We start from the raw sequence: 11617 nt of genomic DNA, 5'->3' as shown, positions 1-11617 counted from the left end.
GCATGTCGAAGTATTTTTTGTTTAAACTTTGATGCAAAAATAGGTCTTCGACAAGCTCAGACTGACACGAGATTTAGTTGAAAATGTATCAATTTTACCTAGAAACTTTATTGAAAAAGTAGCCTTTATTAATTCCTTTTTGAAGTTCAATATGTTTTTTAGGTCTGTTTTTAGTCTGTGTTTCCATTTAAAAAGCAATTAAAATTTTCATTTTTTGCGGTAAATAGGGTTTTGTTTATTCATGGTTTTTATGTTACACTAAGCTTGTCGAAGTGCTTTTTTAGTAAAACTTTGATGCAAAAATAGGTATTCGATAAGCTCAGACTGACACGAGATTTAGTTGAAAACGTATCAGTTTCATCTAGAAATTTCATCAAAATAACAACCTTTATTTATTTCTTTTTTGAAGTTCAAGATGTTTTTAAGTCTGTATTTCCATTTAAAACGCAATCAAGATTTCCCCTTTTTGTGATAAATGGACCTTGGTTTAATCCTAGTTTTTGTGTCACACTGAGCTTGTCTAAATGTTTTTTTTAGTGAATCTTTAATGCAAAAACAGGTCTCCAACAGGTTCAGACTGACAATAGATTTATATGAATTAGGCTGATCCTGCTTTATTGTAAGCGGTTTCGAATCGTTTTGATGTTTTTTTTAAACTTTTCTTTTTTATCTTTCTGTTTATACATTACATTTAGTACGTTTATTAGCTAAATAATACTGTTATTTACACTTAATTATTTCAAATTGTGACAGACGACAACGCCTTAAAAGTTATTGACCATTCCGTTTCAGGAGAAGAGTTTACACTGATTAAAAATTCGGAATTTGGGTTTTTAGAAACCACGCCCAAGCCAGACCCAGATAAATTGCCACATTATTACGAGAGTAAAGACTATATTTCTCATACGGATTCTAGAAGGAATTTGGTTGAAATATTATATCATATGGTGCGTGGAAAGGCTCTTAAGAGTAAAGTTAAACTTATTAATGAGTATGCCACAGATGGTAAAATATTGTTAGATATAGGCTGTGGAACTGGGGATTTTTTAAAAGTAGCGAAACAAAATGGTTGGTATGGTTATGGTATAGAACCAAATGCTCATGCTCGCGAGATTGCAAATAAAAAAACCAACCACGGGGTTTTTGATACCGATGAGCTTCTTAAATTTAAACAACACCGATTTGATGTTATAACCCTCTGGCATGTTTTAGAGCATTTACCAGATTTAGAAAATCAAATAGAAATCTATAAAAAACTACTAAAACCTACTGGAACTTTAATTATTGCTGTTCCTAATCATAAAAGTTACGATGCGATTTATTATCAAGAATTTTGGGCTGCTTATGATGCACCTAGACATCTTTGGCATTTTTGTAAAACTTCAATGTCGGCATTATTAACAAAACATAATTTAAAAGTTGTAGATGTCCTTCCTATGAAATTTGATGCCTATTATGTGAGCTTGCTTTCAGAAAAATATAAAAAAGCAAGTTTCAAACTAATTCGTGCTTTTATGACGGGATTTAAATCAAATTTGAAAGCAAAACGATCAAAAGAAGCCTCTTCATTAATTTTTGTGGTTAAAAACGAATAAAAACTTGTATAAATTATATTTAAAGGCGTTTGAAGGCTTCTTCTGTGCAAACACTAAGGCGTTTTCAAAAAAGCTCTTAAAACGCTTTATTTAAAGTTATTTTCGATAGTTTTTTGTTATTTAATGTTTGGTTTTTATAGTTTTTGGTTATATGTTAAAATCATTTCAAATCATGATTTGATTCTACTTTACTTTCCTACATTTGTTCGAATATAAAAACATACAACTTAAAAAGAATGAAAAACATATTTTACCTCGTTTTACTTGCTCTAGTTTTAACATCTTGTAATCAACAAAAAATCGGTTACATTGATAATGGCATTGTTATAAACGATTTTCAAGAAAAGATCGATATTGAAACGAAGTTTCAAATTAAGGATCAAGCTTTTCAAAAGCGAGCAGATAGTATCGGAAAAGCATTTCAAGCTGAAGTAAAAGAAGCTCAATCTGTAGCAAGAAAAACACCTCAGAAAGCTCAGGAAATTATGGGTGGATTACAGCAAAAACAGCAAAGACTTCAACAGCAAATGCAAATTGAGCAGCAAGCCATTACCCAAGAGTTTCAAGCACAAATTGATTCTGTAATTGTTAAGGTAAAAGATTTTGTTAAGGATTACGGAAAGAAAAATGGTTATACTTTTGTTTTAGGAACTAGTGATGCAGCGGCTTCAGTACTTTATGGTGCAGAAGAAAATGATTTAACCCAAACCATTTTAGAAGCTTTAAACGCCGAATACAAAAAAGAATAATCTTTTATAAAATTATTTATTAGAGGCTTTCTGAAAAGTTAATTTTAGGTCAATCTGACTGTCTTTCAGATTCTTATAACTATTGAATTTCAATATTATGAGACGCTGTGTCGAGTACAGAAGGACGATTGTATTAACGTTTTCAGGAAGCTTTTTTGGTACGATATATGTTTATTAAAGTATGACTAAATGGGGTTTTTTGCCATTTAGCTTTTGGTACATACTATTGTTTTATTTTTGAATCTCCACCATCAACGTGAAAAATTTGGCCAGTGATCCATGATGATTTTGGAGTAATTAGGAATAATGCGGCTTCAGCAACATCATTTGCTTTTCCTATGCGCTTTAACGGATTTCTTTGCGCTTGTAAATTCAACTTTTCTGGGGTGTTAAGAAACCTACTGGCAAGGGCTGTATTTGTTATTGAAGGCGCTATGGCATTAACTCTTATTAAAGGCGCGAATTCGGCAGCTAAAGATCTGGTTAATCCTTCGATGGCACCTTTGGATATGGCTATCTGTGAATGGAAGCTAAACCCGGATTGTACTGCTATAGTTGAGAATAGCAAAATTGAGGCCTTCTCGCTCTTTTTAAGCCTTGGTAATATTTGCTTGATAATGTTAGTTGCTCCTAGAACTTGTAATTGAAAATCTTGCATAAAGTCTTCGTCAGTAAAACGTTTGAATGGTTTTAAGTTTATACTCCCAGGACAATAAGCTAATCCATGAATTTCTTCAGGTAGTTCTTCAAGATTTAATGGTTCTACTGTAACATCTAATTTGATATACTTTACATGCGGTCTATTTTTAACTTTATTTTGGTTAAACGTAGCAATAACATGGGCTCCTTCATTCTCGAGTAGTGTTACTAATTCCTTTCCAATACCAGATGATCCGCCAATTATTAAATAGTTTTTCATGGGTTTGTTTTAATTTCGACTAACGAAAAATTTTATTCTTAGAATATCTTCAAAATTCCGCCGTTAGCTTGAGGAATTAATCAGATGTTGAAATATGGCATTCTGATTGCCTTAAAATTATATTATTGAAAATCAGTGATTCATAATTAATAAAGTTAGTCATTTAATTAAAGTTTACAGCTGCCATGGACTTAATTTTTGTTTTAAATAGAAATTCAATCTTATAAAAATGATAAGTGAGTAGGTGCTGATTCATGGTTATCTCACTTTTTTATCGATTAGGAATTACAGGACTGATGCATTGGTATTCAAATATTTTACTTAGTATTTAGCCTTATTCTGTTCAAAGAGCTTTATTTTAGTGTATTTCTTATAAATATTTACTTCTTTTACATCATCATTTTTAACGAACCTCCTATATGAAATTTATATTAACTACCTGTTTTATTTTATTCTCACTGGTATTATTTTCTCAAGAAAATTATACTATTAGTGGTACCGTAAAAGATTTTTCTAACGGTGAACTGGTGTTTGGTGCTTCGGTGTTTTTAGAGGGTACCTCTAACGGAAGCATTACAAACGCATATGGGTTTTATTCCATTACAGCGCCTCAAGGCTCCTATAATATTGTGGTGTCGTATTTAGGTTATGTTACCGAAAAGAAAGCGGTAATTTTAGATGAGAATCAGAATATAATTTTTGAACTTAAGGAAGACACGACAGCTTTAGATGAAGTGGTTATTACGGCAGAAGAATCTGAAAAAGCCAACATTAGAGATCCGCAAATGAGTGTAGCTGTTATAAAAAGTACGACCATAAAACAAATTCCTGCGGTTTTGGGTGAAGTCGATTTGGTGAAGTCCATTCAACTTCTTCCAGGGGTTACCAACAACGGCGAAGGTTCTAACGGATTTAATGTGAGAGGTGGTGCGGTCGATCAAAACTTAGTGCTGCTGGATGAAGCCATTATTTTTAATGAATCCCACTTATTTGGCTTCTTTTCGGTTTTCAATGCCGATGTGGTTAAGGATATCAAATTATATAAGGGAAATATTCCTGCTAATTATGGCGGTAGGGTTTCTTCTGTGCTTGATATTAGGCAAAAAGATGGGAATAGTAAGGGTTTTGAATTAAATGGTGGTATTGGCTTAATTTCGAGTAGATTGGCTGCCGAAGGCCCCATGTTTAAAAATAAGGGATCGTTTATTTTAGCTGGACGTTCATCCTATGCCCACTTGTTTTTAAAACTGGCGAATCAAGATAATACCGCTTATTTCTACGATTTTAATGCTAAAGGGAACTATGAGGTTGATCAAAAAAACCGCTTATATTTATCGGGGTATTTTGGGAGAGATGTTCTAAATTTCGATGATTCTTTTTCAAACTCCTATGGTAACAGTACCTTTAATTTGCGTTGGAATCATATTTTTAATGATAAACTTTTTTCTAATTTATCCTTCATTTATGGAACCTATAATTACCAATTACAACTTGGGTTTATTGGGTTAGATTGGACATCTAGTATTAACAATTTTAATACCAAGTACGATTTAAAATATTACCTAAATAATAAAACCACAATTGATTTTGGGTTAAGTTCTATTTATTACAATTTTAATCCAGGGGATGTTAAACCCTTAGATGATGAATCGGCTATTAATGAAAATATTTTAGATAAAAAACGTGCTTTAGAAACGGGTATTTACGGACAGATAGAGCATAAGTTTTCAGATAAATTTAATGTTCAAGTAGGGTTGAGAATTAGCATGTTTAATCGTTTGGGCGGACAATCTATTTCAACGTATTTAAACGATCAGCCTGTAGTTTATAATGATGAATTAGGTATTTATGAAGAAGGTGAAAGAACTGGTGAGATTGAATATGCTAAAAACGACCGTATTGCTAATTTCTCAAACATCGAACCGCGCTTAGGACTGGCTTATCAACTTAATGAAACTTCGTCTGTGAAACTTGGCTTTTCAAGAGTCGCCCAATACTTGCATTTATTATCTAATACAGCTAATGCTACACCTTTAGATGTTTGGACGCCAAGTGGCTCTTTTATCGATCCGCAAATGGCTAATCAATATTCTGCAGGATATTTTAAAGATTTGCATGGTGGCCGTTTCTCTATAGAATCTGAAGTGTATTATAAAACAGTTGATAACCGTATTGATTACATCGATGGTTCCAATTTAATTGCTAATAATTATATTGAAACGCAAATTTTACAAGGACAATCTCGCGCCTATGGTTTGGAATTTTTATTCCGAAAAAATAAAGGAAAATTTACGGGCTGGTTGGCCTATACCTTATCGAAATCTGAACAACAAACCCTTGGTGGATCGGCAGGCGGACCAGGGATTAACAAAGGTGATTGGTACAACACCCCATTTGATAGAACACATGATATTTCGGTAACAGGAAGTTACTTGTTAACCAAAAAGTGGAGTTTAAGTGGTAATTTTATCTTTCAAACCGGACGCCCCGTAACCTATCCCGTAGGGCAATATGAGTATGAAGGCTTGTCTATCGCCAATTACGATAGTAGGAATGCAAACCGTTTACCCGCCTATAACCGATTAGATTTTGGAGCGACCTATAAACCAAACCGTAAACCACAAGCCAAATGGAAAGGGGAGTGGGTGTTTAGTCTTTATAACGTGTATAATAGAAAGAATGCAGCATCCATATCCTTCGGTCAAAATCTTGAAACAGGCGCAAATGAGGCTACAAGAACAGCCATTTTTGGTATCGTACCATCGGTAACTTATAATTTTAAATTTTAAAACATCATGAAAAAGTATATATACACGAGTTTAATGGCTATTTCAGGACTTTTCTTGTCCTGTACAGATGTTATTGAGGTAGAAGTACCAACGGCCGACCCAAGATTGGTTATAGAGGCTTCGTTAGATTGGGAAAAAGGCTCTCTAGGTAATGTTCAAATGGTTAAATTGAGTACCACAACACCTTATTTTGATTCCGACCAACCCAATGCGGTAACCAATGCCGTGGTTTCTGTAACACGATTAAGTACGAATGATGTTTATAATTTCATTAACCAAAATGATGGGACATATACTACCACCCAATTTGAGCCCGTTTTTAACGAAAATTATGCCCTAACAGTGCAGTATAATAACGAAACCTATACGGCCACTGAAACCTTGTTGCCTACAACGCCAATAACGTATATTAACCAGTCGCGAAGTGGTGGTTTTTTATCTGATGCTTTAGAGTTAAATGTCCATTTTGAAGATCCAGAAGAGGAAGATAATTTTTATATTTTGAGGTTCTTACGTCAAGGCGATTTGTATCCAGAATTAAGAGATGTCTCGGATGAATTTTTAAACGGAAATGAAATTAATATTTTTTATGAAAAACGTGATGATGATGAGGGCGGTGAATTTAAACCTGGTGATGTGGTTGATATTAATTTGTTTAATGTATCCGAGCGTTATTATAAATTTATCCAACTGTTAAATAGTCAATCAGGATCAGGAAACCCATTTGCCCCTACACCTGTAGAATTACGCGGAAACTGTGTTAATATTACAAACCCAGATAACTATCCTTATGGCTATTTTCGAGTGACGGAAACCGATAAACAAGATTATATTTTTATTGAATAACCTGTAAACTGAATTTTTAAAACATAGCATGTCGTGCTGAATGACAACATATGCAAGGGAAGCTTGAAAGCGAGATGTTTAGAATTTAAAAAGTATGAATTTTGTTTTCACTGAAGCAAATACGCTCCAAAAACAGCAACTATAAAATAAATTGTGATGTTCCTAGCGCCGTCGAAGTCTTTTGCGATGCGCTGGCCCAATAGGAAGATTAAAAGCAATATACACGATAGTAGGCAAGTTATATGCGCATATAGTTTGACTTGAAAGGTTATAAGTTGGTAAATACCCAAAACAGAAAATACAACGATTAAAGCTTCTAAAAGCACAACAAAAACTAAAATAGGAGGTATGAGATTGACTAAAAAGGTTTTTGAAAAATATTGTTTTAAGAATAAAATCTGACCTTTCCAATCACTCACCTTATCGTAAAAACTCATGATAAAAGTGATGCTTAAAAAGCTTAAAATGAGGAGTTCGGCGCTATAGTTTAAAATGGTTTGCATCCTTAAAATTTAGGCCTTTTTGGTGTGTAGTAACCGGGTGAGTTTTATTGATAAATCGGTTAGAATAATTTTCGAATTGCCATTGCGTTCTATGTGGTATATGGCATCTTGTAATTCGTTGCTAATGTCCATAATGTTGTTTCCGTGAACAAAAGGTGCGAAATTTTCAAGTTTAAATTTATCGGTTTTTGGTTCGAAAAACACCAAGTCGGTGGCATTGTAATTTAATAGTAAAGCCTGACGGAAAAAATCGAGACAAAAGTTTAAAAATTGTTTTTGTGTTTCACGTCCCGTTTTAGCAATATCCTCACTCCAAGATATTAAATCGTGAATAGCAGCTTTGTTGCCCTTGGCTTTAAAGGCACTACGAATCCAGAAAATAAACCAAGTTTCAAACTGAATGTCCTCCGAATCGCGATAAATAAGGTCACAAGCCTTGTTGTAGTTTCCGTTAGATTGGTGAGCGATTTTGATGGCCTGAGCGGGCTCTACCTCATATTGTTTGATCAGGGCCTCTTTAATAACTTCTTCGGCTAACGGTGGGAAATGTAAAATTTGACATCGCGAGCGAATGGTGTTTATAATCTGCTCTTCATCTTCGGCAATGAGAATAAAAACCGTGTCCTTTGGCGGTTCTTCAATCAGTTTTAAAAGTTTATTGGCACAGGCGGTATTCATTTTTTCGGCCATCCAAATAAGCATGACTTTATGACCACCTTCGTAAGATTTTAGGGTAAGCGATTTTACAATTTCAACGGCTTCATCAACACCTATTTGTCCTTGTTTGTTATCCACTCCAAGGAGTTTATACCAATCGAAAAGGTTACCGTAGGGTTGCTCGTTTAAGAGCTGGCGCCATTCTTCCAAATAAAAGCTTGAAACGGGTTTGCTTTTTACTTTATCGCTAGTGGTTACAGGAAAGGCAAAATGCAAATCGGGATGCGAAAAGTTTTTAAACTTTAAGTTACACGACTCGTTTCCTGTATTGTTTTCGCCGCCAGAGTTTGAACACAAAATATATTGGGCATAAGCCAAAGCCATGGGTAAGGTGCCACAGCCTTCTTTACCAACAAACAATTGCGCATGCGGAATACGGTTGTTATCAACACTTTGTGTAAGGTGTTTTTTAATGTGTTCTTGGCCTAAAATATCGGAGAATAACATAAGGCAAACTTACATAAAAATTTAGTTTTTTGATGTGGGATTTGAAAGGGATGCTTTTAAATAATTAGAATTATTAATGATAATTTAAGTGCCTATATTCAAGGTGTTCTAGCGGAGTCGAGAATATGGTTTAAAATGAGTTTCCCTGTTCTCGACTCCGCTCGAACACCATAAGAAGCCGTTTATTGTATTATGAAAGTAGTGTTTTTTAGGACTTATGTTTGATGATAATAAGGCATTTCAGTGTTAGGCTATTTTTCTTGTTTCGAAGTTTATACCTATGAAAACGAAGGTTCCGCAAGAAGGATTGAGCAAGTTGTTTGAGCTCCTCGCAGAGAGCGAGTTGTGAAAGCCTGGTTGCCATTTTTCTTGGCAACTTGCCCAAAGCTATTTATTTACCAAGGACTCAGTGATGCGTACCGAGGCGATTTTTGAGGCGATAACACCTAAAATGGAAATGGTAAAAAACACAATAAAAAAGTTTTCAACCTCTATGGCAATTGGGTAGGCCAGGGTTGGAGTAATCATGACCAAGCTGAATTTTTGCTGTAAAAGGGTCACGCCAAAAGCGATGAGGATACCAATAATTCCGCCAATAATACTCATTAAACTGCCTTGGAGGAAAAAGATTTGTCGGATATCTTTTATGGTCACACCGATATTGAAAAGTGTAGAAAGGCTTTGTTTTTTATCTAACATCATCATGATTAAGGAGCCAATCACATTAAAAAAGGCAATAATTAAAACCAATGTAAATATTAAATACACTACTAAATTTTCGGTATTTAGCATTTTATACAACGAGTCGTTTAACTGGGTGCGGTTTTTTAAAATGACTTTATCGCCTAAACTGTTTTGAATTTGTAAGCGGGTTTGTTCCACATCGGCACCAGCTTTAAGTTTAAACTCGATGGTTGAAATTTGATTGGGTTTGTAGTTTAAAAGTTTTCTGGCCAAAGCGAGCGATGAAAAGACATAGGTTTCATTGAGGCTTTCATTGATAAAAAACACACCAACATTAATAACTTTTACGGTATTAAATGCTGTTTTAGCAGAAGTTATAGCACCTTTTCCTGGTTTAGGAACATATAGATTGATGTTTTTTGTGAAGTTTAAAACGCCTAATGATAAATCGTTTGAAATACCCCAACCTACAACAATTTGATTGCTGTTTTGGTCTAACCAATTCCCATGGTCGATAACCGAATCGATACTAACAACTTTCTGAAAATTTTCGTCGACACCTTTAACAACGGCTAAAGCATTTTTGTCTTGAGATTCAATGATGATGCGCTCTTCAATGGTTTTTGAATAGGATGCGATGGCATCAATTTTATTAAGACTCTCAATATTTTCTGGGGTAAGAATGAATGATTTTCCTGTGGCAGCTTCGGCTTTAAGATCGGGGTCGACTATACTCGTAAACTGAAGCGTAAAATCTTTTAAGCCCGAGAAACCAGAAAGCACAATAAATAGTGAGCCAGCACCTAAAATAACCCCTGCAATAGCGATATAGGTAATGAAATTGATGGCATTATTGGTGCTTTTGGAGCGTAAATAGCGCTTTGCGATATATAATGAAACATTCATGAGGTTAATATTATGAAAAAATAATGATTTAGAACTGAATTAAACTTTTTCCATTTGCTAAAAAATGGCCATTTTTTACCCATTTTTCACCTTTTTTTCTTTCCGTAGCTCAAACTATGGAACTCAAAAAAACTTTCAAATGGTCAAAAAATATCTAATTTTCGCTTAAACGCAAAAAGTTTAATTCAGTTCTTAATGAATGTTCAAAACCTGACTAAAAAGAATTATGATTTTTTTCTAGAGTCTAACATCGAAGGATCTTTGATAGGATTCTCGTCACCTTTAAGTGATTTTTCAATTTTATCGATGTATTCTAGTGAATCGTCTATGAAAAATTCTAAATGAGGCATGCGACGCAGTTGATTTCGTGTGCGTTGTGCCAATTCATGACGAATTAATGGGGTGTTGGATTTTATACCTTCAAGTAGGGTTTTAGCTTTGTCGTTAGGAAAAATGCTTAAATATACTTTGGCTACCGATAAATCTACGGTGACTTTAACTTTAGAAACAGAGATTAATACACCACGCATGCCGCCTTGAGTGGCTGCTTTTTGTAGCACATCGGCTAAATCGGTTTGTAAAACCGTTCCTATCTTTTTTTGTCTTTGACTTTCTTCTTCCACAGTATAAAAAATTATAACCCTTAGAGGTTTAGACTGCAAAAATACGGATATTTAGAGATTTTAAAGGCTTTAGTTGGTTATTTTCGTATTTTGATTGTTGTTTGGGTTCGTTTCATGATGTTTTTTTGGTTGTGGTTTAAATAAGTTCATATCGTGTTTATTTAGATGGTAATCAATCATATTGGCGTAGGAAGGTCCGTAACTCAGTAATTAAATAAAGGTTGATTTGTTTTATGAAGAAAATTGAACATGTCGGTATTGCTGTTAAAAGTCTAGAAGATTCCAACGATTTATTCTCAAAGTTGTTGGGAAAACCGCATTATAAAACTGAAATGGTAACTAGTGAAGGTGTAAACACGTCTTTTTTTCAAGTTGGTGAAAATAAAATTGAACTGCTCGAAGCCACCCGAAACGATAGTCCCATTGCAAAGTTTATTGATAAAAAAGGGGAGGGTGTGCATCATATTGCTTTTGATGTAGATGACATTTATGCTGAGGTTGAGCGGCTTAAAAAGGAAGGTTTCAGTATTCTTAATGAAACGCCTAAAAGAGGTGCCGATAATAAGCTGGTGGTCTTTTTACATCCAAAATCTTCTAACGGCGTATTAATTGAGTTATGCCAAGAGATAAAGGAATAATTTTCTTGTGAGGTATTAAAATAAGTAGTAATATTGCACTCCAATTTCGGTCCTATAACTCAGTTGGTTAGAGTATCTGACTCATAATCAGAAAGTCCCTGGTTCGAGCCCAGGTGGGACCACCTTAAAGCCTAAATTACAAATGTAGTTTGGGCTTTTTTTGTGCTTATTCTATAGTACTCCTGCATTTTACACACTTAT

General features: G+C 34.3%; 10 protein-coding genes and 1 tRNA gene. 6 read left to right on the top strand and 5 right to left on the bottom strand.

Features of this window, described 5'->3' with window-relative positions; translation table 11 throughout:
* The first annotated feature begins 746 nt into the window (after positions 1–746).
* Both C1A40_RS06490 and C1A40_RS06485 read left to right on the top strand, forming a co-directional pair.
* Positions 747–1595: a class I SAM-dependent methyltransferase gene (locus tag C1A40_RS06490; protein WP_241910502.1), complete on the top strand. Its 849-nt coding sequence runs from the start codon at positions 747–749 to the stop codon at positions 1593–1595.
* A 236-nt stretch (positions 1596–1831) separates the two neighbouring features.
* Entirely contained in the window at positions 1832–2344 is a 513-nt protein-coding gene (locus C1A40_RS06485; RefSeq protein ID WP_102995187.1) for an OmpH/Skp family outer membrane protein, read from the top strand.
* 223 nt (positions 2345–2567) lie between these two features.
* On the opposite strand, the gene C1A40_RS06480 is transcribed toward C1A40_RS06485, so the two are convergent.
* Positions 2568–3263: an SDR family NAD(P)-dependent oxidoreductase gene (locus C1A40_RS06480; RefSeq protein WP_102995186.1), complete on the bottom strand. Its 696-nt coding sequence runs from the start codon at positions 3261–3263 to the stop codon at positions 2568–2570.
* A gap of 419 nt (positions 3264–3682) precedes the next feature.
* Here C1A40_RS06480 and C1A40_RS06475 point away from each other — a divergent pair, with 419 nt between their 5' ends.
* Positions 3683–6052 (top strand): TonB-dependent receptor, encoded by a 2370-nt coding sequence (locus tag C1A40_RS06475; RefSeq protein WP_102995185.1) that lies wholly within the window; start codon positions 3683–3685, stop codon positions 6050–6052.
* Between the two features lie 6 nt (positions 6053–6058).
* On the top strand, positions 6059–6898 hold the full coding sequence (locus C1A40_RS06470; protein WP_102995184.1) for a DUF4249 domain-containing protein: 840 nt from the start codon (positions 6059–6061) through the stop codon (positions 6896–6898).
* Between the two features lie 107 nt (positions 6899–7005).
* Here the strand turns inward: C1A40_RS06470 and C1A40_RS06465 are convergent, their stop codons facing one another.
* The 4 genes from C1A40_RS06465 to rbfA form a co-directional block, all read right to left on the bottom strand.
* Entirely contained in the window at positions 7006–7401 is a 396-nt protein-coding gene (locus C1A40_RS06465; RefSeq protein ID WP_102995183.1) for a DoxX family protein, read from the bottom strand.
* A gap of 9 nt (positions 7402–7410) precedes the next feature.
* Positions 7411–8565 carry a DNA polymerase III subunit gene (locus C1A40_RS06460; protein ID WP_102995182.1) on the bottom strand — a complete coding sequence of 385 codons (1155 nt, stop codon included), beginning with the start codon at positions 8563–8565 and terminating at the stop codon, positions 7411–7413.
* Positions 8566–8952: 387 nt separating this feature from the next.
* A complete protein-coding gene (locus tag C1A40_RS06455; protein WP_102995181.1) occupies positions 8953–10155 on the bottom strand; it encodes an ABC transporter permease in 1203 nt (400 codons plus the stop codon).
* Between the two features lie 224 nt (positions 10156–10379).
* Entirely contained in the window at positions 10380–10778 is a 399-nt protein-coding gene (gene rbfA, locus C1A40_RS06450) for a 30S ribosome-binding factor RbfA (protein ID WP_067145483.1), read from the bottom strand.
* A 233-nt stretch (positions 10779–11011) separates the two neighbouring features.
* On the opposite strand from rbfA, the gene mce reads away from it, so the two are divergent.
* Both mce and C1A40_RS06440 read left to right on the top strand, forming a co-directional pair.
* Positions 11012–11416 (top strand): methylmalonyl-CoA epimerase, encoded by a 405-nt coding sequence (gene mce / locus C1A40_RS06445; RefSeq protein ID WP_102995180.1) that lies wholly within the window; start codon positions 11012–11014, stop codon positions 11414–11416.
* Positions 11417–11464: 48 nt separating this feature from the next.
* Positions 11465–11538, top strand: a tRNA-Ile gene (locus C1A40_RS06440).
* Positions 11539–11617: the final 79 nt, after the last annotated feature.

Source organism: Tamlana carrageenivorans (assembly GCF_002893765.1).
Lineage (GTDB): Bacteria > Bacteroidota > Bacteroidia > Flavobacteriales > Flavobacteriaceae > Pseudotamlana > Pseudotamlana carrageenivorans.
This window is presented reverse-complemented; position numbering and strand designations above follow the sequence as displayed.

Bases quoted from the DNA above. Each gene is read 5' to 3' on its own strand.
- C1A40_RS06475 (WP_102995185.1), top strand. From the start codon at position 3,683: ATGAAATTTATATTAACTACCTGTTTTATTTTATTCTCACTGGTATTA.
- C1A40_RS06460 (WP_102995182.1), bottom strand. From the start codon at position 8,565: ATGTTATTCTCCGATATTTTAGGCCAAGAACACATTAAAAAACACCTT.
- C1A40_RS06470 (WP_102995184.1), top strand. From the start codon at position 6,059: ATGAAAAAGTATATATACACGAGTTTAATGGCTATTTCAGGACTTTTC.
- C1A40_RS06465 (WP_102995183.1), bottom strand. From the start codon at position 7,401: ATGCAAACCATTTTAAACTATAGCGCCGAACTCCTCATTTTAAGCTTT.
- C1A40_RS06455 (WP_102995181.1), bottom strand. From the start codon at position 10,155: ATGAATGTTTCATTATATATCGCAAAGCGCTATTTACGCTCCAAAAGC.
- mce (WP_102995180.1), top strand. From the start codon at position 11,012: ATGAAGAAAATTGAACATGTCGGTATTGCTGTTAAAAGTCTAGAAGAT.
- C1A40_RS06485 (WP_102995187.1), top strand. From the start codon at position 1,832: ATGAAAAACATATTTTACCTCGTTTTACTTGCTCTAGTTTTAACATCT.
- C1A40_RS06480 (WP_102995186.1), bottom strand. From the start codon at position 3,263: ATGAAAAACTATTTAATAATTGGCGGATCATCTGGTATTGGAAAGGAA.